This window comes from Citrobacter sp. A316 (assembly GCF_002042945.1).
GTDB lineage: Bacteria > Pseudomonadota > Gammaproteobacteria > Enterobacterales > Enterobacteriaceae > Citrobacter > Citrobacter portucalensis.
On sequence record NZ_MVFZ01000004.1, the window covers coordinates 253721 to 275197 of the forward strand.

General features: G+C 52.4%; 15 protein-coding genes. 11 read left to right on the forward strand and 4 right to left on the reverse strand.

All coding sequences use genetic code 11. The features are described 5' to 3' along the window. Positions 1-62 precede the first annotated feature (62 nt). Positions 63-2909, reverse strand: a complete 2847-nt coding sequence (gene rcsC, locus BZK41_RS07205; protein WP_079937679.1) for a two-component system sensor histidine kinase RcsC — start codon at positions 2907-2909, stop codon at positions 63-65. Between the two features lie 168 nt (positions 2910-3077). On the opposite strand from rcsC, the gene atoS reads away from it, so the two are divergent. The 6 genes from atoS to BZK41_RS07235 all read left to right on the forward strand — a co-directional run bounded on the left by atoS (position 3078) and on the right by BZK41_RS07235 (position 10344). Beyond that, positions 3078-4916 carry a two-component system sensor histidine kinase AtoS gene (gene atoS / locus BZK41_RS07210; RefSeq protein ID WP_079937728.1) on the forward strand — a complete coding sequence of 613 codons (1839 nt, stop codon included), beginning with the start codon at positions 3078-3080 and terminating at the stop codon, positions 4914-4916. Continuing rightward, positions 4913-6298, forward strand: coding sequence for an acetoacetate metabolism transcriptional regulator AtoC (gene atoC, locus BZK41_RS07215; protein ID WP_079937680.1), 1386 nt, complete (start codon positions 4913-4915; stop codon positions 6296-6298). Before atoS ends, atoC begins: the two co-directional genes overlap by 4 nt. Positions 6299-6497: 199 nt before the next feature. Next, positions 6498-7157, forward strand: coding sequence for an acetate CoA-transferase subunit alpha (gene atoD / locus BZK41_RS07220; RefSeq protein ID WP_079937681.1), 660 nt, complete (start codon positions 6498-6500; stop codon positions 7155-7157). Between the two features lie 2 nt (positions 7158-7159). Beyond that, entirely contained in the window at positions 7160-7810 is a 651-nt protein-coding gene (locus tag BZK41_RS07225; protein WP_079937682.1) for a 3-oxoacid CoA-transferase subunit B, read from the forward strand. Further along, entirely contained in the window at positions 7807-9129 is a 1323-nt protein-coding gene (locus BZK41_RS07230; protein WP_079937683.1) for a TIGR00366 family protein, read from the forward strand. Before BZK41_RS07225 ends, BZK41_RS07230 begins: the two co-directional genes overlap by 4 nt. Before the next feature lie 30 nt (positions 9130-9159). Continuing rightward, positions 9160-10344, forward strand: a complete 1185-nt coding sequence (locus tag BZK41_RS07235; protein ID WP_079937684.1) for an acetyl-CoA C-acetyltransferase — start codon at positions 9160-9162, stop codon at positions 10342-10344. 43 nt (positions 10345-10387) lie between these two features. On the opposite strand, the gene gyrA is transcribed toward BZK41_RS07235, so the two are convergent. Then, on the reverse strand, positions 10388-13027 hold the full coding sequence (gene gyrA / locus BZK41_RS07240) for a DNA topoisomerase (ATP-hydrolyzing) subunit A (RefSeq protein ID WP_003834662.1): 2640 nt from the start codon (positions 13025-13027) through the stop codon (positions 10388-10390). A gap of 158 nt (positions 13028-13185) precedes the next feature. On the opposite strand from gyrA, the gene ubiG reads away from it, so the two are divergent. From ubiG to yfaE, 4 genes are all read left to right on the forward strand, one after another. Further along, on the forward strand, positions 13186-13914 hold the full coding sequence (ubiG, locus tag BZK41_RS07245; RefSeq protein ID WP_008785314.1) for a bifunctional 2-polyprenyl-6-hydroxyphenol methylase/3-demethylubiquinol 3-O-methyltransferase UbiG: 729 nt from the start codon (positions 13186-13188) through the stop codon (positions 13912-13914). 419 nt (positions 13915-14333) lie between these two features. Then, entirely contained in the window at positions 14334-16619 is a 2286-nt protein-coding gene (gene nrdA, locus BZK41_RS07250) for a class 1a ribonucleoside-diphosphate reductase subunit alpha (protein ID WP_048215880.1), read from the forward strand. A 110-nt stretch (positions 16620-16729) separates the two neighbouring features. Continuing rightward, complete coding sequence (gene nrdB, locus BZK41_RS07255; RefSeq protein WP_003027605.1) at positions 16730-17860, forward strand: class Ia ribonucleoside-diphosphate reductase subunit beta; 1131 nt, start codon at positions 16730-16732, stop codon at positions 17858-17860. Further along, positions 17860-18114, forward strand: coding sequence for a class I ribonucleotide reductase maintenance protein YfaE (yfaE, locus tag BZK41_RS07260; RefSeq protein WP_079937685.1), 255 nt, complete (start codon positions 17860-17862; stop codon positions 18112-18114). Before nrdB ends, yfaE begins: the two co-directional genes overlap by 1 nt. Positions 18115-18117: 3 nt before the next feature. On the opposite strand, the gene BZK41_RS07265 is transcribed toward yfaE, so the two are convergent. After that, positions 18118-19308: an MFS transporter gene (locus BZK41_RS07265; protein WP_079937686.1), complete on the reverse strand. Its 1191-nt coding sequence runs from the start codon at positions 19306-19308 to the stop codon at positions 18118-18120. Between the two features lie 160 nt (positions 19309-19468). Here BZK41_RS07265 and BZK41_RS07270 point away from each other — a divergent pair, with 160 nt between their 5' ends. Beyond that, positions 19469-20347, forward strand: coding sequence for a LysR family transcriptional regulator (locus BZK41_RS07270; RefSeq protein WP_079937687.1), 879 nt, complete (start codon positions 19469-19471; stop codon positions 20345-20347). Between the two features lie 61 nt (positions 20348-20408). On the opposite strand, the gene glpQ is transcribed toward BZK41_RS07270, so the two are convergent. Beyond that, on the reverse strand, positions 20409-21476 hold the full coding sequence (glpQ, locus tag BZK41_RS07275; RefSeq protein WP_079937688.1) for a glycerophosphodiester phosphodiesterase: 1068 nt from the start codon (positions 21474-21476) through the stop codon (positions 20409-20411). Position 21477 lies beyond the last annotated feature (1 nt).

Below are 21477 nucleotides of genomic sequence, written 5' to 3' on the forward strand. Positions count from 1 at the left end.
ACAGCACGTGCACGTTTCGTAGGCCTGATAAGACTAACGCCGCCATCCGGCTCTTTTATCCCCTATCCCCGCGTTTTTCTCACTCTTTCAGCATAGACCGTCAGCGTTTGCTTCAATACGTCTAAGGTCACCGGCTTGGACAGACAGCTATCCATACCTGATTCCAGACAACGCTGCTTCTCTTCGGCCAGCGCGTTTGCCGTTACCCCCACAACAGGCAGCGTTAACCCTAACTGGCGGATACGCTGCGTCAGGCGATAACCATCCATGTTTGGCATGTTGACGTCACTCAGCACAATGTCGATATGGTTTTTGCTGAGTACATTGAGCGCATCCACACCGTCATTCGCCGTTTTACACTGATATCCCAACGATCCCAGCTGATCGGCCAGTAAGCGTCGGTTGATAGGGTGATCGTCAACAACCAGGATCATCATGTCATCGTTCGTCGCACCGGCTTTATCCGGGGCTGGCAGCGCCGTGGAGAGATCTTCACTCCCCAACTCTACACTGTAGATATGCGCCAACAGCGCAGGCAGTTCATGCGGTGACGCCACGCTGTGTACCCATTCTCCAGGCTCTCTTTCCAGCGGAATGCCAATATGGCGGCGGCAGAAAATTACCGCTGCTCGTCCCTGCCAGGCCTGTTCCAGCACATCGTCGACCACCAACAGGTCATCCGCATCGGGCTGTTGTCCCTCATATCGCAGCACCGTCATCCCGTTACGCGTCAGGCTGGATTCGAGAAATTGGTACAGTGACGCATTACGTACTGCCAGCCAGCAACGCGTGCCAGCCAATCCTTCAACACTCTTTTTCAAAGGATACTGTGCGCCATAAAGCGGAATACGCAGCGTAAACTGACTCCCCATTCCCGGCTCGGAATCGACGGAAATATCCCCATCCATCATGCTGATCAGTTTTTCACAGATTGCCAAACCGAGTCCCGTTCCCTGGAAATTACGCTGTACGCCAGTCCCCACCTGGAAGAAAGGATCGAACAACCGAACTACCTCTTTGGCAGGGATCCCTACGCCGGTATCACGCACACGAATGCTCAGGTAGTCTCCGTTGCACTGCACGTGCAGCACAATACAACCGGTATCGGTAAACTTGATTGCGTTACTCAGCAGATTAGAAATCACCTGTTGTAAACGCATCGGATCGCCATTCAGCGCCACGGGCACATCCGGATCGATAAAGCAGTACAACCCCAACTGCTTGCGGACCACCAGCGGCAAATAGTTGGCCGTAATATGGTTCATGACTTCACGTGGTGAAAACTCTCGAGGTTCAATCTTCAGCTGTTCAGATTCAATTTTTGAGAAGTCGAGAATATCGCTGATAATTTTCAGCAGCAGGCTGGATGAGTTATTCATCGCCGTTACCAGACGATCCACCCCACTCGGTAACTCTTTGGTTTGCAACAAATCAAGGTTACCGATAATGCCATACAACGGTGTACGTAGCTCATGACTCACCGTCGCGAGGAACATCGATTTGGACTGGCTAGCCTGTTCCGCCGCCTGTGCCATCTCCTGCAACGACTCTTCCATTTTAACGCGCGCACTGACATCAACCAGGACACAAATTGCCACGTTTTCATTGCGATAGCGCGAGTGCACAAAGCTGATTTGCAGATTGGTATTGTTGCTGGTCAGTACATCAACAAAATTGACCTGTTGGCCGCAAATAATTTGCGTTAACCGCTGACGGTCTTCATGCGTCAGCATGTTCAGATAGGTGTGCGCCAGTTCGTTACTCAGGATGTTAATACCATCCATCGTGCGCAGAATACAGATACCCACCGGCGCAGAAGCTACGATTTTACGGTTAAACTGCTCATGTTCTTCCAGCCGCTGAGCGTCGCTTTCCGCTGGAATAAAAATGCGCCGTTCATACATGCGCGTGAGCATAAACAATGCCGCGCCGACCAGCACGTTCAACAAGATAGCGTTCAGGATCATCATGCGGATCCGCTCCAGCACCAGATCGACCGGAACGGAATACACGATGCTCAGGGAGGACGGAGGCAGATTCTTCTTCAATACCAGCTCGCGGAAACCCGGCGTGTAGCCAAACCAGGAGCGCTCCTGCATCCAGTGAGGCTCAGCCTTAATATTCCCTTCAGGGCCGGTGAGAGAAATTAGCGCATGCCCATTTTCGTCGAGGATGGTCACGCCCATCGGTAAACTGCCCGGCGTGAAGAAATTCTCCATGCGAATAGGCTGCTCTACGCCCAACAGCGCCTGGAGGCGATTGGCGAGGTAAACCGGCGTCAGCGCATAGAAATACCCTACTCCCGGACGCGGCCCCTGGCTGATCCAGAACAAGTTGTTGCCGTTTTCGTCTTGCGTAGCATTGCGATACTTAATAATGCGCTCATGCAGCGCCTTCAGGGCCTCGTCACGTTCGACGGGCATATCACGCAAGCCGAAATTGGCCATACAGAGGTTGTCGCTACCGATCAGGAACACACGATTTAAATCATAGGCGGCGGAAAAGTTGTCGCGCCAGTAGCGCATAAACCAGGCCAGTGATTCCAGTGACCCTCGCCAGGCGTTACCCATTACTGAACAGTCGGAGTCGGCAAACAGCGGCTCAAAATTAGGCACGACGGTTTTATCATCCCGCGCCCGCAGCGACATCACGCCGTTTTCCGCCGTTAAGCGATTCTCGGCAATATATTTCAGCTCTTTAATGACATCTGATGTGCGCTGAATATAGCGCTGGGCCTGATCGGAGCTGAGATTAAGCTCCTGATGGATCTCAGACTCTCGCTGGTGCAGCGCATTCACAATGTAGAACACGGAGGCAAACGCAATCAGAAACCAGACAACGAGCGCCAACGCTCTGAACAGATAGCGTGAGACTTTTAGGGTTGAATGAACGGAAGCAAGGTATTTCAAAGGGGCGAAGCTCCGCCTCAGGGCATTAATAGAGTGTGGTTAAGGTAGCGGTAAATGTCCGGCGTCGCAATGCCCTCTCTTTACGGGAATATGATACACCGCTCTGAAACCATTGTCTTAACCCGTGATAATCGTCGTTTGCCTGAAAAATACTGCATGGATGTCAGAATGCGCGACCTGAGATGGCTGGCTCGTCGGTTATATCCACGACGATTACGCAACCAAATGATCATGATGGCCATTCTGATGGTTGTCATTCCGACGATATCTATAGGTTATATCGTAGAAACTGAAGGCCGTTCAGCAGTCTTATCTGAAAAAGAGAAAAAACTGTCATCGGTCCTCACCCTGCTAAACGATGCACTGGGAAACAGCTTTAACGACTACGAAAACCTGCCGCGCGAAGAGCGCATTCGGGCGCTTAATCATGAGTTGGGCCCCATTACCGAACGCATTACCCAAGCGTTTCCCGGCATTGGAGCCGGGTATTACCATAAAGCGTTGGATGCCATTATCACCTACGCGCCCTCTGCGCTGTATCAAAGCAACGTCGGAATCACCATCACGGAGGATCATCCGGGCCGCGAAGTGATGAGTAGCAACGCGCCGGTGGTCTATTCCGGACGACAGGTCCGCGGCGACATACTCAACTCCATGATCCCAATAGAGCGCCAGGGAGAGGTTATTGGCTATATCTGGGCCAATGAGCTGACGGAAGATATTCGTCAGCAGGCCTGGAGAATGGACGTCAGGATTATTGCCGTACTGGTTGCCGGGCTCATTTGTAGTCTGTTGCTCATCGTGCATTTCTCACGCCGACTCAGTGCAAATATCGACATAATCACCGATGGCCTTTCAACGTTGGCACAAAAAACGCCCGCCCGACTGCCTGAACTTCCCGGCGAGCTGGGACAAATCAGCCGTAGCGTCAATGCGCTGGCGCAAACGCTACGGGAAACCAAAACTCTTAACGATTTGATTATTGAAAATGCCGCAGATGGCGTGATCGCCATCGACAGACAAGGCGACGTTACCACCATGAACCCTGCGGCGGAGCAGATAACTGGCTACACGCTACATGAGCTGGTCGGGCAGTCTTATGCAACGCTCTTTGCCAACACGCAGTTTTATAGCCCGGTACTGGACACCCTGGAGCACGGTACTGAACATGTGGCCCAGGAGATTAGCTTTCCGGGACGTGAACGCACCATTGAGATAAGTGTTACCACCAGTCGGATCCATAACGCACACGGCGAGCTGATTGGCGCGCTGGTCATTTTCTCTGATTTAACCGCCCGTAAAGAGACTCAGCGTCGGCTGGCACAAACCGAAAGGCTCGCCACTTTGGGTGAACTGATGGCCGGCGTCGCGCATGAAGTGAGAAACCCGCTGACCGCAATCCGTGGCTACGTCCAGATCATCCGCCAGCAAACCTCTCTGCCGGAACATCAGGAGTATTTATCTGTTGTGCTTAACGAAATTGATTCCATCAATAAAGTTATTCAACAACTGTTAGATTTCTCGCGCCCGCGACAAAGCCAGTGGCAACAGATTCGACTCAATGCGCTAATTGAAGAGACACTAATCCTGGTGCAAACCGCTGGCCTTCAGGCACGGATCGCCTTTACAACAGAATTTGATCCCGGCCTGGCACCCATCGTCGCCGATCGTGAACTCCTCAAGCAGGTTATCCTCAATATTTTAATCAATGCGGTACAGGCGATTGCTGCACGAGGCGAAATTCGCATCCGCACCTGGCAATACTCGGCCTCGCAGCAGGCCGTGATGATTGAAGATAATGGCAACGGTATCGATCTCGCCATACAGAAGAAAATATTCGATCCCTTTTTTACGACAAAAGCATCAGGCACTGGTCTTGGACTGGCGCTGAGCCAGCGCATCATCAATGCACATCAGGGGGACATCCACGTAACCAGCCAGCCTGGCTGCGGGGCGATATTCACCCTGATTTTACCTCTTAACCCGCAGGGAAATCCGTCAGAATGAAAACGACCTATCGTATTCTCATCGTTGATGATGAAGAAAATGTTCGCCGTATGCTTGCTACCGCATTTTCCCTACAAGGGCATGAAACGCATTGCGCCAGCGACGGGAAAGCCGCGCTGAGCCTGTTTAGCGAAACACAGCCGGACGTGGTACTGATGGATATTCGCATGCCGGAGATGGATGGCATCGACGCGCTGAAAGTTATGCGCACGCAGCAGCCACGGATCCCCGTCATTCTGATGACCGCTTACGCCGAAGTGGAAACCGCGGTAGAAGCTCTGCGCAGCGGCGCATTCGACTACGTGATTAAGCCCTTTGATCTCGACGAACTCAGCATGGTGATTCAACGCGCATTGCAACTGCAGGAGATGAAACAGGAGATCCGCAATCTGCATAAAGCGTTGAGCACCAGTTGGCAGTGGGGACATATTCTGACCAACAGCCCGCGTATGATGGATATCTGCAAAGACACGGCGAAAATCGCCCTCTCACAGGCAAACGTCCTGATAAGCGGTGAAAGCGGCACGGGAAAAGAACTGATCGCCCGCGCCATTCACTACAACAGCAAACGCGCCAACGGTCCATTTATCAAAATTAACTGTGCGGCCCTGCCGGAGTCGCTGCTGGAAAGCGAACTGTTTGGTCACGAAAAAGGTGCTTTTACCGGGGCGCAGGCGTTACGCCAGGGATTGTTCGAACGCGCTCATCAGGGAACGCTATTGCTTGATGAAATTGGTGAGATGCCACTGGGGCTACAGGCCAAACTGCTGCGTATTTTGCAGGAGAGAGAGTTTGAACGCATCGGCGGGCACCAGACCATTCGCGTTGATATTCGCATCGTCGCCGCCACCAACCGCTGCCTGCAAACGATGGTGAAAGAAGGTACGTTTCGCGAAGACCTGTTTTACCGGCTCAACGTTATCCACCTTACCTTGCCTCCCTTACGCGAGCGCCGGGAAGACATTGCCTTATTAGCAAACCACTTTTTACAAAAATTCAGCTCTGAAAATCAGCGAGATATTATTGAAATCGACCCGACGGCGATGTCAATTCTCACCGCCTGGCCCTGGCCGGGTAATATTCGCGAACTGTCAAACGTCATCGAACGTGCGGTCGTGATGAATACCGGCGCGGTGATCTTTGCCGACGATCTCCCCAACTCATTTCGCAACCCGGTTAGCGCAACGACAGAGACAAAATCGACTTACTCCGGGGAACGCAATCTGAAAGAAGAGATTAAACGTGAGGAAAAACGAATTATCCTCGAAGTCCTCGACAATCAGGACGGCAATCGCACCCGCACCGCACTGATGCTGGGAATCAGCCGTCGCGCTCTGATGTATAAATTACAGGAGTACGGCATCGACCCATCGGGTTCCTGATACGCAAATTTGCTATGCAGAATTTTGCACACTGCGCAAAATTCTGCATAACTCCCCTCTATCATCACCCACCAGACTCGAAAAAATAAATCAATAAATTCAATCAACTAAACATTACCCCGTCTTTTTAATCATCCTGGCACTCTGCTTGCAATTCCCTAAGCGTACCCAAAATGGAGTATGCAAAAAGGGAAACATAATGAAAACAAAACTGATTACCTTACAAGACGCTGCGGGCTTCTTTCGTGACGGCATGACCATCATGGTCGGTGGTTTTATGGGGGTTGGCACACCGCCTCGTCTGGTTGAAGCCTTGCTGGAATCCGGTGTCAGAGATCTGACGCTAATTGCTAACGATACTGCATTTGTCGATACCGGTATCGGACCCCTGATCGTCAATGGGCGAGTGAGCAAAGTAATTGCCTCGCACATTGGTACCAATCCAGAAACCGGTCGTCGCATGATTGCCGGCGAGATGGACGTGCAACTGGTGCCGCAAGGAACCCTGATTGAGCAAATTCGCTGCGGCGGCGCAGGTCTTGGCGGCTTTCTGACACCAACAGGCGTTGGCACCATCGTGGAAGATGGTAAGCAGACCATGACGCTAGAGGGTAAAACCTGGCTGCTTGAGCGCCCATTGCGCGCCGATCTAGCACTTATTCGCGCCCACCGTTCTGACATGCTTGGCAACCTCACCTATCAGCTTAGCGCCCGTAACTTTAACCCTCTGATCGCCCTCGCCGCTGACATCACGCTGGTTGAACCGGATGAAATGGTTGAAACAGGTCAGCTACAGCCAGACCAGATTGTTACCCCCGGCGCCGTTATCGACCATATCGTCATTCCTCAGGAGAGCTAATCATGGATGCTAAACAACGTATTGCACGCCGGGTGGCGCAAGAGCTTCGCGATGGCGATATTGTCAACTTAGGTATCGGCCTGCCAACCATGGTAGCCAACTATTTGCCTGCAGATATCCACATTACGCTGCAATCTGAGAACGGTTTTCTGGGACTGGGCCCTGTCACCACCGCGCATCCTGATCTGGTAAACGCGGGCGGACAACCATGCGGTATTTTGCCGGGCGCGGCAATGTTTGATAGCGCCATGTCGTTTGCGTTGATTCGCGGCGGCCACGTTGATGCCTGCGTGCTGGGTGGGTTGCAGGTCGATGAGCAGGCAAACCTCGCCAACTGGGTGGTTCCCGGCAAGATGGTGCCCGGCATGGGTGGCGCAATGGATCTGGTCACCGGTGCGCGTAAAGTCATTATCGCCATGGAGCATTGCGCGAAAGACGGTTCAGCGAAAATCCTGCGTCAATGCACCATGCCACTTACCGCACAGCATGCGGTGCACATGCTGGTCACTGAACTTGCCGTATTCCGCTTTATTGACGGCAAGATGTGGCTGACTGAAATCGTCGAAGGATGCGACATCGCCACGCTGCGTGAAAAAACCGAGGCACAGTTTGATATTGCCGACGATCTGCTCATCCTGCGAGGTGACGCATGATTGGTCGCATCGCGCGCTTTATGACACGGGTAGTCAGCCGCTGGCTGCCCGACCCGCTGATTTTCGCCATGTTGTTAACGCTGCTGACCTTTGGCATCGCGCTGTGGCTAACGCCACAAACACCCATCAGCATGGTGAAATTCTGGGGTGACGGTTTCTGGAACCTGCTGGCATTTGGTATGCAGATGGCGCTGATCATCGTGACCGGCCATGCGTTAGCCAGTTCCGGGCCGGTAAAAAGCCTACTTCGTACGGCGGCATCCGCCGCCAAAACCCCCGCTCAGGGCGTAATGCTGGTTACTTTTTTTGGTTCGGTTGCCTGCGTAATTAACTGGGGATTTGGTCTGGTGGTCGGAGCAATGTTCGCCCGCGAAGTCGCTCGTCGGGTACCCGGTTCCGATTATCCGCTACTGATTGCCTGTGCCTACATCGGTTTTTTGACCTGGGGCGGCGGTTTCTCTGGCTCAATGCCTTTACTGGCGGCAACGCCTGGCAACCCGGTCGAGCACGTAGCAGGATTAATCCCTGTCGCGGATACCCTCTTCACCGGTTTCAATATCTTCATTACCGTGGCGTTGATTGTGGTGATGCCGTTCATCACGCGCATGATGACGCCAAAACCTTCAGATGTGGTGAGCATCGATCCGAAGCTGTTACTGGAAGAAGTCGATTTTCAGAAGAAGCTGCCGGCTGACGCACCGCCATCTGAAAAGCTGGAAGAAAGCCGCATTCTGGCGCTGATCATCGGTGCATTAGGCATTGCCTATCTGGGCATCTACTTTGCCGAGAAAGGTTTCAACATCACCATCAATACCGTCAACCTGATGTTTATGATCGCCGGTCTGCTGCTGCACAAAACACCAATGGCCTATATGCGCGCCGTCAGCGCTGCCGCACGGAGTACCGCCGGGATTCTGGTGCAATTCCCCTTCTACGCCGGTATCCAGTTGATGATGGAACACTCCGGTCTCGGTGGACTCATTACCGAATTTTTCATCAACGTTGCCAACAAAGATACCTTCCCGCTGATGACCTTCTTCAGTTCGGCATTGATTAACTTTGCCGTGCCATCCGGTGGCGGTCATTGGGTTATTCAGGGACCGTTCGTTATGCCTGCGGCTCAGGCGCTAGGTGCCGACCTTGGCAAATCAGTTATGGCCATCGCCTACGGTGAGCAATGGATGAACATGGCTCAACCGTTCTGGGCGCTACCTGCGCTGGCTATCGCCGGGTTGGGGGTACGCGACATTATGGGGTACTGCATCACCGCCCTGCTCTTCTCCGGCGTCATCTTTGTTATTGGATTGACCCTGTTCTGACGGCAATAACTTATTTAAAGGATCTGAAAAATGAAAAACTGTGTCATCGTCAGCGCGGCACGTACCGCAATCGGCAGTTTTAACGGCGCACTGGCAACAACGGGTGCCGTCGAGCTTGGAGCAACCGTCATTAAAGCCGCCCTTGAGCGTGCGCGCCTTGACCCACAGCGCGTGGACGAAGTGATTATGGGCAACGTGTTGCAGTCTGGACTCGGGCAAAACCCGGCGCGTCAGGCATTATTAAAAAGCGGCCTGTCCGATACCGTTTGCGGCTTTACCGTCAACAAAGTGTGCGGCTCGGGCCTGAAAAGCGTGGCGCTTGCAGCCCTCGCGATCAAAGCCGGGCAAGCTCAGGCAATCGTCGCGGGAGGGATGGAGAACATGAGCCTGGCTCCCTACTTGTTAGACGCAAAAGCCCGCTGGGGATATCGCCTCGGTGACGGGCAATTGTCGGACGTTATTTTGCGCGACGGCCTGATCTGCGCCGAGCATGGTTACCATATGGGGATCACCGCAGAAAATGTCGCCAAAGAGTATGGCATCAGCCGCGAAATGCAGGATGAGCTGGCTCTGCAGTCACAGCGTAAAGCCGTTGCTGCAATTGAATCTGGCGCATTTCAGGCTGAAATCGTGCCCGTCAGCGTGTCTTCACGTAAAAAAACCGTCATCTTTGAGCGCGACGAATTTCCCAAAGCTGACTCGACGGCAGAAGGTCTCGCCGCATTGCGTCCGGCCTTCGATAAAGCAGGAACCGTCACTGCGGGTAACGCTTCGGGGATTAACGACGGTGCCGCGGCATTAGTGATAATGGAAGAGTCTGCGGCACTGGCTGCAGGGCTAAAACCACTGGCACGAATCAAAGCCTGGGCCAGCGGCGGTGTAGCACCAGCAATGATGGGGATGGGGCCGGTTCCTGCCACCCAAAAAGCGCTACAACTGAGCGGGCTGCAGTTATCCGACATTGATCTTATCGAAGCCAACGAGGCATTTGCCGCACAGTTTCTTGCCGTCGGCAAAACACTGGGGTTTGATCCGCAAAAAGTTAACGTCAACGGCGGGGCAATTGCGCTGGGACATCCTATTGGTGCCAGCGGCGCGCGAATCCTGGTTACACTGCTGCATGCGCTACAGGCGCGGGATAAAACGTTAGGACTGGCTACGCTGTGTATCGGTGGGGGTCAGGGAATCGCGATGATCGTGGAACGAATGAACTAAAAAAAAGGGCCGGATTTCTCCGGCCCTTTTTATAGCGTCTTAATTACTCGTCAGCGTCGTCCGCTGCTGCATCATCATCGCTTTCCGCTTCAGGCGCGATATCCTCGTCGCCTTCAGCTGCGCTTCCGTCGATGGAGTCGAGCTCTTCATCATCAACCGGTTCAGCAACGCGTTGCAGACCCACCACGTTTTCGTCTTCCGCAGTACGGATAAGGATAACGCCCTGGGTATTACGCCCTACCACGCTGATTTCCGACACGCGTGTACGTACCAGCGTACCTGCGTCGGTGATCATCATGATCTGGTCGGTATCTTCAACCTGCACAGCGCCAACAACGGAACCGTTGCGCTCGGTAACCTTGATGGAGATAACGCCCTGGGTCGCACGAGACTTGGTCGGATACTCTTCCGCCGCCGTACGTTTACCGTAACCGTTCTGAGTAACGGTCAGGATAGCGCCTTCACCGCGCGGAACGATCAGCGATACCACGCTATCTTTTTCCGCCAGCTTGATACCGCGTACACCGGTCGCGGTACGACCCATTGCACGGACAGCATCTTCTTTAAAGCGCACCACTTTACCTGCCGCTGAGAACAACATGACTTCGTCACTGCCGGACGTCAGATCTACACCAATCAGTTCGTCGCCTTCGTTCAGGTTAACCGCAATAATACCGGCAGAACGCGGACGGCTGAACTCGGTCAGCGCCGTTTTCTTCACGGTACCGCTGGCGGTTGCCATGAAGACGTTCACGCCCTCTTCGTACTCACGTACTGGCAGAATCGCGGTGATACGTTCGTTAGCTTCCAGCGGCAGCAGGTTGACGATTGGACGTCCACGCGCACCACGGCTTGCTTCTGGCAACTGGTAGACCTTCATCCAGTACAAACGACCACGGCTGGAGAAGCAGAGGATCGTGTCATGGGTGTTGGCCACCAGCAGGCGGTCAATAAAGTCTTCTTCTTTAATGCGTGCTGCTGATTTACCTTTACCGCCACGACGCTGCGCTTCGTAATCGGTTAACGGCTGATATTTCACGTAGCCCTGATGAGACAAGGTTACGACAACATCTTCCTGGCTAATCAGATCTTCGATGTTGATGTCAGCGCTGTTCGCGGTGATTTCGGTACGACGAGCGTCACCGAATTGTTCACGAATCAGCTCCATTTCTTCACGGATAACTTCCATCAGACGATCGGCGCTGCCCAGAATGTGCAGCAGTTCAGCGATCTGCTCCAGCAGCTCTTTGTATTCGTCGAGCAGTTTTTCGTGCTCAAGGCCGGTCAGTTTCTGCAAACGCAGATCCAGAATAGCCTGAGCTTGCTGTTCAGTCAGGTAGTACTGACCGTCACGCACGCCAAATTCCGGCTCCAGCCATTCAGGGCGCGCGGCGTCATCACCGGCACGTTCCAGCATGGCGGAAACGTTGCCCAGTTCCCACGAACGCGCAACCAGCGCGGCTTTCGCTTCTGCCGGGGTCGGCGCACGGCGGATCAGTTCGATGATCGGATCGATGTTCGCCAGCGCAATCGCCAGCGCTTCAAGGATGTGCGCACGGTCGCGGGCTTTACGCAGTTCAAAGATAGTACGACGGGTTACGACTTCACGGCGGTGACGTACGAACGCGGCAATAATATCTTTCAGGTTCATGATCTTCGGCTGACCATGGTGCAATGCAACCATGTTAATACCGAAGGAAACCTGCAGTTGAGTCTGGGAATAGAGGTTGTTCAGAACCACTTCCCCGACCGCATCGCGTTTCACTTCAATCACGATGCGCATACCGTCTTTATCAGACTCGTCACGCAGCGCGCTGATGCCTTCAACGCGTTTGTCTTTTACCAGCTCGGCGATTTTCTCAATCAGGCGCGCTTTGTTTACCTGATACGGAATTTCGTGAACGATGATGGTTTCACGACCCGTTTTGGCATCCGCTTCGACTTCCGCGCGTGCGCGAATGTACACCTTGCCACGACCGGTACGGTAGGCTTCTTCGATGCCACGACGACCGTTGATGATCGCGGCGGTCGGGAAGTCCGGACCCGGAATATGTTCCATCAGCCCTTCAATGCTGATGTCTTCATCGTCAATATATGCCAGACAGCCGTTGATCACTTCGGTCAGGTTGTGCGGCGGAATGTTGGTCGCCATACCTACCGCGATACCGGACGAACCGTTCACCAGCAGGTTAGGAATTTTGGTCGGCATGACGTCAGGAATTTGTTCGGTGCCGTCATAGTTATCGACGAAATCAACCGTTTCTTTTTCCAGGTCAGCCATCAGCTCATGGGCGATTTTCGACATACGGATTTCCGTATAACGCATCGCCGCTGCGGAGTCGCCATCGACAGAACCAAAGTTACCCTGACCATCTACCAGCATGTAGCGCAAGGAGAATGGCTGCGCCATACGAACAATGGTGTCGTAAACGGCGGTATCACCATGAGGGTGGTATTTACCGATTACGTCACCAACGACACGGGCAGATTTTTTATAGGCTTTATTCCAGTCGTTGCCCAATACGTTCATGGCGTAAAGTACGCGACGGTGAACCGGTTTCAGGCCATCTCGGACGTCCGGCAGCGCACGGCCAACAATGACCGACATCGCATAATCCAGATAGGAGCTCTTCAGCTCTTCCTCAATGTTGACCGGTGTAATTTCTCTCGCAAGGTCGCTCATCTAACCGCTATCCCTCTACTGTATCCCGGATTCAAAGGTCGCAAATTATAACACATTCGTGCAGATTCAGGTAAATGGATTCCCCCTGACAGAGGCTTTATTCATCCCGTCAGGCTGATATACTCATTTGCATCGCAAATTTAGGAGTAGAAGCCCCAATGAATGCCGAAAAACCTCCGGTAGCTCACAACGTTGACCATGAAGAAATTGCCAAGTTTGAAGCAGTCGCGTCACGCTGGTGGGATCTTGAGGGTGAATTTAAGCCGCTGCACCGCATTAACCCACTGCGTCTGGGCTATATTACTGAGCGTTCAGGCGGCCTGTTTGGTAAAAAGGTACTCGACGTCGGATGCGGCGGCGGTATTCTGGCGGAGAGTATGGCGCGCGAAGGTGCCACCGTCACCGGACTGGACATGGGTTTTGAACCGCTGCAGGTAGCAAAACTGCATGCGCTGGAAAGCGGCATCCAGGTAGAGTACGTACAAGAAACCGTCGAAGAACATGCGGAAAAGCATGCACATCAGTATGACGTTGTCACCTGCATGGAAATGCTGGAGCACGTGCCGGACCCACAGTCAGTGGTCAGAGCTTGCGCCAGGCTGGTCAAACCGGGTGGCGAAGTATTTTTCTCCACGCTTAACCGCAACGGCAAATCCTGGCTGATGGCTGTGGTCGGAGCGGAATATATTCTGCGCATGGTGCCGAAAGGCACGCACGATGTGAAAAAATTTATTAAGCCTGCTGAATTATTAGAGTGGGTTGACCAGACCGTACTGAAAGAGCGTCATATGACCGGTCTGCATTACAACCCCATCACCAACACCTTCAAACTTGGTCCGGGCGTTGATGTGAACTATATGGTACATACTACCGCTAAGGTTGATTAACCGCTCCTGCAGGCCGGATAAAGCGTGCAACGCCGCCATCCGGCCTGCTAACTGGAACAATGCCTGATGACGTTTCGCTTATCAGGCCTACAAATCCTGTGCCAGATCATAAGAACTTTCCTTGCCTTAGATGAAGAAATCAGCACTCGATCAAATTTTCTATTTTTTTTCTCAATTATTGACATCCCCGCCAGGCCTTATAAGACGCGCACTTAGCGATTATCACCCTTTTGCAACCTCAATTTAACCTCAAAATCAACTCTTGTGCTGAAAAGAATCCCTACTAGAATACTCACCATATAGCGTCTATTTTATCAAACAACCCCTACATATAGTATTTATCCACAGACTTAGTCACAACATGACTCTGTGGATAATATGGGGGATATTTTTTCTTTCACGGACAGGTAAAAAACCACATGAATCAGAGTCTGCTGGTGACAAAGCGTGATGGTAGTACAGAGCGCATCAATCTCGACAAAATCCACCGAGTTCTGGATTGGGCGGCAGAAGGACTGAATAACGTATCGATTTCTCAGGTCGAGCTGCGCTCCCACATTCAGTTTTATGACGGAATCAAGACCTCCGACATCCATGAAACAATCATCAAAGCAGCCGCCGACCTGATCTCCCGCGAAGCGCCGGATTATCAGTACCTGGCCGCCCGTCTGGCAATTTTCCACCTGCGCAAAAAAGCCTACGGTGAGTTTGAACCGCCAAAACTGTTCGACCATGTCGTGAAAATGGTTGAAATGGGCAAATACGACAATCATCTGCTGGAAGACTACACGGAAGAAGAGTTCAAGCAGATGGACTCGTTCATCGTACACGACCGTGATATGACCTTCTCCTACGCTGCGGTGAAGCAGCTAGAGGGTAAATATCTGGTGCAAAACCGTGTTACCGGTGAGATCTATGAAAGCGCACAGTTCCTCTACATTCTGGTAGCGGCTTGCCTGTTCTCTAACTATCCGCGTGAAACACGTCTGCAATATGTAAAACGTTTCTACGATGCCGTTTCTACGTTCAAAATCTCGCTGCCGACGCCGATTATGTCCGGCGTGCGTACCCCTACACGTCAGTTCAGCTCATGCGTACTGATCGAGTGCGGCGACAGCCTGGACTCCATCAACGCAACCTCCAGCGCAATTGTGAAATACGTTTCTCAGCGTGCCGGTATCGGCATTAACGCTGGTCGCATCCGTGCGCTGGGTAGCCCGATTCGCGGCGGTGAAGCATTCCACACCGGCTGTATTCCGTTCTACAAGCATTTCCAGACTGCGGTGAAATCCTGCTCTCAGGGTGGCGTACGCGGTGGTGCAGCCACGCTGTTCTACCCAATGTGGCACCTGGAAGTTGAAAGCCTGCTGGTCCTGAAAAACAACCGTGGCGTAGAAGGCAACCGCGTACGTCACATGGACTACGGCGTGCAGATCAACAAGCTGATGTACACCCGTCTGCTAAAAGGCGGCGACATCACCCTGTTTAGCCCGTCTGACGTTCCAGGTCTGTATGACGCGTTCTTCGCCGATCAGGATGAGTTCGAACGTCTGTACACCCAATATGAAAACGACGACAGCATCCGCAAACAGCGCGTGAAAGCGGTTGAGCTGTTCTCACTGATGATGCAGGAACGTGCCTCTACTGGTCGTATCTACATTCAGAACGTTGACCACTGCAACACCCATAGCCCGTTTGATCCGGTTGTCGCGCCGGTGCGCCAGTCCAACCTGTGCCTGGAAATTGCCCTGCCGACCAAACCCCTGACCGACGTTAACGATGAAAACGGCGAAATTGCGCTGTGTACGCTGTCCGCATTTAACCTGGGCGCTATCGAAAGTCTGGACGAACTGGAAGAACTGGCCGTACTGGCGGTACGTGCGCTGGATGCGCTGCTCGATTACCAGGATTATCCGATTCCGGCCGCCAAACGCGGTGCGATGGGTCGTCGTACGCTGGGCATTGGCGTGATCAACTACGCTTACTGGCTGGCGAAAAACGGTAAACGCTACTCTGACGGCAGCGCCAATAACCTGACTCACAAAACCTTTGAAGCGATTCAATATTACCTGCTGAAGGCTTCTAACGAGCTGGCAAAAGAGCAAGGCGCATGCCCATGGTTTAACGAAACCACCTATGCGAAAGGCATTCTGCCGATTGATACCTACAAAAAAGACCTGGATGCTATCGTCAGCGAGTCCCTGCATTACGACTGGGAAAGCCTGCGCGAATCAATTAAAACTCACGGTCTGCGTAACTCCACGCTGTCAGCCCTGATGCCGTCCGAGACCTCTTCACAGATCTCCAACGCCACCAACGGCATTGAACCGCCTCGCGGTTACGTGAGCATCAAAGCATCGAAAGATGGGATTCTGCGTCAGGTCGTGCCGGACTACGAACACCTGCACGACGCATACGAACTGCTGTGGGAAATGCCGAACAACGACGGCTATCTGCAGCTGGTAGGCATCATGCAGAAATTTATCGATCAGTCGATTTCCGCCAACACCAACTACGATCCGTCGCGCTTCCCGTCCGGAAAAGTACCGATGCAGCAGTTGCTGAAAGACCTGCTCACCGCCTACAAATTTGGTGTCAAAACGCTGTATTATCAGAACACCCGTGACGGTGCGGAAGACTCTCAGGACGATCTGGTACCGTCCATTCAGGACGATGGCTGCGAAAGCGGCGCATGTAAGATTTAATCTTTTGCCGGGTGGCATAGCGCTTACCCGGCCTACAAATTAATTCGCGGTATTGTATGCCGGATAAGCAAAGAACATCCGGCAGTACATTCCAGACAGGATTCACATCAATGGCATACACCACTTTTTCACAGACGAAAAATGATCAGCTTCTGGAACCGATGTTCTTCGGCCAGCCGGTGAACGTCGCCCGCTACGATCAGCAAAAATATGACATCTTCGAAAAACTGATCGAAAAGCAGCTCTCTTTCTTCTGGCGTCCGGAAGAAGTCGATGTTTCTCGCGATCGTATCGATTTCCAGGCATTGCCGGAACATGAAAAACATATCTTCATCAGCAACCTGAAGTATCAGACGCTGTTGGACTCCATTCAGGGACGTAGTCCTAACGTCGCGCTGCTGCCGTTAATCTCGATCCCTGAACTGGAAACCTGGGTGGAAACGTGGGCGTTTTCTGAAACGATCCATTCCCGCTCCTACACCCACATCATCCGTAATATCGTTAACGATCCGGCGGTGGTGTTTGACGATATCGTCACCAACGAGCAAATCCAGAAGCGCGCAGAAGGCATTTCCAGCTACTACGACGAATTGATCGAGATGACCAGCTACTGGCACTTGCTCGGTGAAGGTACGCATACCGTTAATGGCAAAACGGTTGTTGTAAACCTGCGTGAGCTGAAGAAGAAGCTGTATCTGTGCCTGATGAGCGTGAACGCGCTGGAAGCGATCCGCTTTTATGTCAGCTTCGCCTGCTCTTTCGCCTTCGCCGAACGTGAACTGATGGAAGGCAACGCGAAAATTATTCGTCTGATCGCCCGCGACGAAGCCCTGCACCTGACCGGTACCCAGCATATGCTGAACCTGCTGCGCAGCGGCGTGGACGATCCGGAGATGGCGGAAATTGCCGAAGAGTGCAAACAAGAGTGCTACGACCTGTTCGTACAGGCCGCGCTGCAGGAAAAAGAGTGGGCAGACTATCTGTTCCGCGATGGCTCAATGATTGGCCTGAACAAAGACATTCTGTGCCAGTACGTTGAGTACATCACCAACATCCGTATGCAGGCTGTTGGGCTCGATCTGCCGTTCCAGACGCGCTCTAACCCGATCCCTTGGATCAATACCTGGCTGGTGTCTGACAACGTCCAGGTTGCGCCGCAGGAAGTGGAAGTCAGCTCTTATCTGGTCGGCCAGATCGATTCCGAAGTCGATACTGACGATCTGAGTAACTTCCAGCTCTGATGGGCCGCGTGACTCTGCGCATCTCTGGCACACAGTTGCTGTGCCAGGATGGACACCCTTCCCTGCTTGCCGCGCTCGAGTCGCACGATGTTGAAGTCGAATATCAGTGTCGTGAAGGCTACTGCGGCTCCTGCCGTACCCGCCTGGTGGCGGGACAGGTTGACTGGATTGCAGAACCGCTGGCCTTCATTCAGCCCGGTGAAATATTGCCGTGCTGTTGCCGGGCAAAAGGCGATATTGAAATAGAGCTGTAGTGTTTAGTGAACTTCATGCGCGGAGACCAGTACCACGTCTCCGCGCTTTTTCATCTGCATGATGTACAGCGCCCCGGCCAGTACCACCAGCAGTGCACCCACCAGATAAATCGCCCGATATCCCACACCCTCGACCATCATCCCCATGATAAACGCGCCGATTGCCATTCCTGCATCCATCGCATTGAAAAACAGCGAATTGGCGATACCAATTTTATGGGGTTCCACCGAGCTAATAATTTGTGTCTGAAATACCGGCGTAACCGAACCATAACCAATGCCGATTAATCCACCTGAAATAATCATCATAATGCTGCCGTTAGTATAGCCCAGCGCCACCAGCCCAACGGTAAAGGCCAGCAAACACGGGTAGACCACGTATTTCGGCCCTTTTTTATCACAAATATTGCCGGTAAAGGTTCGACAGATCATCAGGCAAATGGCGTAACACAACAGGAAATTACTGGCGGCGGCCATCAGATCGAGTTCCCGCGCATACAATGCCAGGAAGGCGGAAACACCCGCGTAGGAGAAAGTCATGAAAAACGTCACCATCGCGAAAGGCATCGCGGCACGGTCAAACATTGCCGCAAACCCAAGCTTCGGTTTGGAGCCGTCAGCATGGCGGATAACTGGCGGTACGGTAACGATCAAAGACAGGATGATACCTAGCGTGGCAACCGCGCTACACAGCCAGAACGCCGTGGTAAATGCCCCCCAGCGCGCCATGTTCAGGCCCACCCATGGCCCCACAACCATCGCCAGCCCCATCGCTAATGAGAAAAAACTGATGCCCTCCCCACGTCGGGAGGCCGGTATCAACCGCGCGGAAATCGTTCCTTTTACCGTGGTAATAACGCCAAACGTCACACCATGAAGCACCCGAATTAACAGCAGTGATTCAATTGAGTGGCAAAAAGGATACAGCGCAGTGACCACCAAAAAGGCCAGAGAAGAGAGCACCAGAATCGTTTTATTCGAATATTTTCCTACCCATTGTCCCGCAAACGGGCGCACAACAATGGCGGCCCCCAGAAAGAAGGTGACTAATAATCCGGCCTTATCTGGAGTGGCATGCAGGCGATCCGAAATATAGATCGGTAATAGCGTGAGCAGGACATAAAAAACAAAAAATATAATAAAGCTGATTATCGTTATCGCCCAAAAATCTTTCGTCCACAGTTTTTCTTTCATATTCGACAGCCTGTCCAGACGGCGCACGCAGGCAACGCTCAGCTCAACTGAACTACGGACAGGTGCGTCGAAGTGTGATTTTACGGTAGACCGCAAGTATAAACAGGTCCATTATATTAGAGAAATTAATCGTTTTAATATTGTTGATTAGAGGGATCTAATGACATTAACACAGATCCACGCCCTGCTTGCCGTGCTTGAGTACGGGGGTTTTACCGAAGCCAGCAAGCGGCTATATATGACCCAATCCGCCGTAAGTCAGGCAATTTCAGCCCTGGAGGAAGAGCTAGGGGTTGATATTCTTATCCGCGAACGCCGCAAAGACATTCAACTTAGCCCAGCCGGGTGTCGGATCGTTTCACACCTGCGGACGATCGTGTCTGAAACCAACGCGGTGAAAGAGATTGCCGAGCAAGAACGACAAAACCCGGCCCGAACTCTGCGTATCGGCTGCTTTCCCAGCGCCTGTGCCTGCATTTTGCCCGGCATCATCCACCACTTCGAACAGCACCACCCGCACATCAAAATTATCCCTTATGAAGAAAACAGCACGGCAATCGTTGATTCCCTGCGCAGTGGGGATATCGATGCGGGATTTGTACATTTCCCGGTAAATGACATGTACTGCGTACCGGTGTATCGCGACAAATTTACCGTCGTACTTCCTGAAAGCCATCCGCTGGCTGCCACCAGCACAATTTCAGTGGAACAACTGGTTGGAGAACCGCTAATTATCAGCAAAGGTCGCTATGAATTAAGCATCATGGCGCTATTTAAAGAGAAGGGAATTGAACCGGTCATTAAATACGAGTTTAACCATCCGGATACCGCGATGAGCTTTATTCGTCAGGGGCTGGGTATGGCGTTATTACCGGAATTAACGCTGAAGGCGGTTGGTGGGAAAGTGCGCTCTGTCGCGCTGGAACCGACATTCTATCGACAGATATCCTTACTGGCAAAAGAGCCGCCGGTAGACGGCAGCCCTTTATTTCTCCTGCAGGCATGTATGGAAACGTTGACAACAGACGGCCTTATCTAGCAGTTAAAACGTTTCATCCATTAAGGCCTGTGACCGGAGGTGCATCACAGGCCTTACGCCATCACTCTTTATTTAAGAATTTCACTGCTTTGTCGGGGAAGTCGGTGAACAGCCCGTCAACGCCCGCCTTGTTATAAAGAATGCCATACAGCTGGTTTACATCAGTGGTGTAATCCGGCAGTTGATCGGCACGAACGGTATAAGGATGCACCACCATCTTATTCTGATGTGCGTCCTGCACCATGCCAGTTAACGAGATATTGCCCTTCTTCGACTTCTCATCAATCAGCATGTGGTAGTCCGGCCCAATGCCGTCCGCATACTGCGCAACCTGCTTCATGGCACCCGGTTTAAACATCCAGTCGTAGTTGTAATTAACCCAACTACCGTCCGGCTTTTTCTCCTGGGTTTCATTCCAGTCAGTGTACGCAATCAACTGTACCAGATTGAGATCCATCCCCATCTTCGGTTCCAGTTCATTTTTAATGCGCTTCAACTCAGCAACATCAAAACACTGTAGATAGACCTTGTCGTTCTTGTCGGTATACCCGTACTTTTTCAGTACTTCCAGCGTCTTAGCCGCAATGTCCTTCCCTTCCTGGTGATGGAACCACGGCGCTTTCATTTCCGGGTAAATACCGATGTTTTTACCGGTGGAATGATTTAATCCCTGAACAAACTCAATTTCTTCTTCGAACGTGTGCACGCGGAAATCAGATTTACCCATCGGGAAACGCCCTGGGTAGGTCTGGACCTTTTTGCCATTTTCGATATCGAAGCCTTCGGTAAATTTCAGCGATTTAATTTCATCCAGCGTAAAGTCGATAGCGTAGTAACGCCCGTCTTTACGCGCACGATCCGGAAAACGCTCGGCAACATCGGTAACGCGGTCAAGATAGTGGTCATGCAGGACGACCAGATGGTCATCTTTGGTCATCACCAAATCTTGTTCCAGGTAATCCGCCCCCTGAGCATAGGCCATCGCTTTCGCAGGTAGCGTATGCTCCGGTAGATAACCGCTGGCGCCACGGTGCGCAATCACGATCTTATCTGCGGCAACCGCCGCACTGCTGACCACCATACCTGCGATCATCAGTGCCACGCTGAGACTTTTCAATGTAGTTTTCATC

What these genes read in the sequence shown, in the direction of transcription:
- nrdB (WP_003027605.1), top strand. Translation starts at nt 16,730, where the DNA reads ATGGCATACACCACTTTTTCACAGACGAAAAATGATCAGCTTCTGGAA.
- atoC (WP_079937680.1), top strand. Translation starts at nt 4,913, where the DNA reads ATGAAAACGACCTATCGTATTCTCATCGTTGATGATGAAGAAAATGTT.
- yfaE (WP_079937685.1), top strand. Translation starts at nt 17,860, where the DNA reads ATGGGCCGCGTGACTCTGCGCATCTCTGGCACACAGTTGCTGTGCCAG.
- glpQ (WP_079937688.1), bottom strand. Translation starts at nt 21,476, where the DNA reads ATGAAAACTACATTGAAAAGTCTCAGCGTGGCACTGATGATCGCAGGT.
- BZK41_RS07235 (WP_079937684.1), top strand. Translation starts at nt 9,160, where the DNA reads ATGAAAAACTGTGTCATCGTCAGCGCGGCACGTACCGCAATCGGCAGT.
- BZK41_RS07265 (WP_079937686.1), bottom strand. Translation starts at nt 19,308, where the DNA reads ATGAAAGAAAAACTGTGGACGAAAGATTTTTGGGCGATAACGATAATC.
- nrdA (WP_048215880.1), top strand. Translation starts at nt 14,334, where the DNA reads ATGAATCAGAGTCTGCTGGTGACAAAGCGTGATGGTAGTACAGAGCGC.
- atoS (WP_079937728.1), top strand. Translation starts at nt 3,078, where the DNA reads ATGCGCGACCTGAGATGGCTGGCTCGTCGGTTATATCCACGACGATTA.
- atoD (WP_079937681.1), top strand. Translation starts at nt 6,498, where the DNA reads ATGAAAACAAAACTGATTACCTTACAAGACGCTGCGGGCTTCTTTCGT.
- ubiG (WP_008785314.1), top strand. Translation starts at nt 13,186, where the DNA reads ATGAATGCCGAAAAACCTCCGGTAGCTCACAACGTTGACCATGAAGAA.
- BZK41_RS07230 (WP_079937683.1), top strand. Translation starts at nt 7,807, where the DNA reads ATGATTGGTCGCATCGCGCGCTTTATGACACGGGTAGTCAGCCGCTGG.
- BZK41_RS07270 (WP_079937687.1), top strand. Translation starts at nt 19,469, where the DNA reads ATGACATTAACACAGATCCACGCCCTGCTTGCCGTGCTTGAGTACGGG.
- gyrA (WP_003834662.1), bottom strand. Translation starts at nt 13,027, where the DNA reads ATGAGCGACCTTGCGAGAGAAATTACACCGGTCAACATTGAGGAAGAG.
- BZK41_RS07225 (WP_079937682.1), top strand. Translation starts at nt 7,160, where the DNA reads ATGGATGCTAAACAACGTATTGCACGCCGGGTGGCGCAAGAGCTTCGC.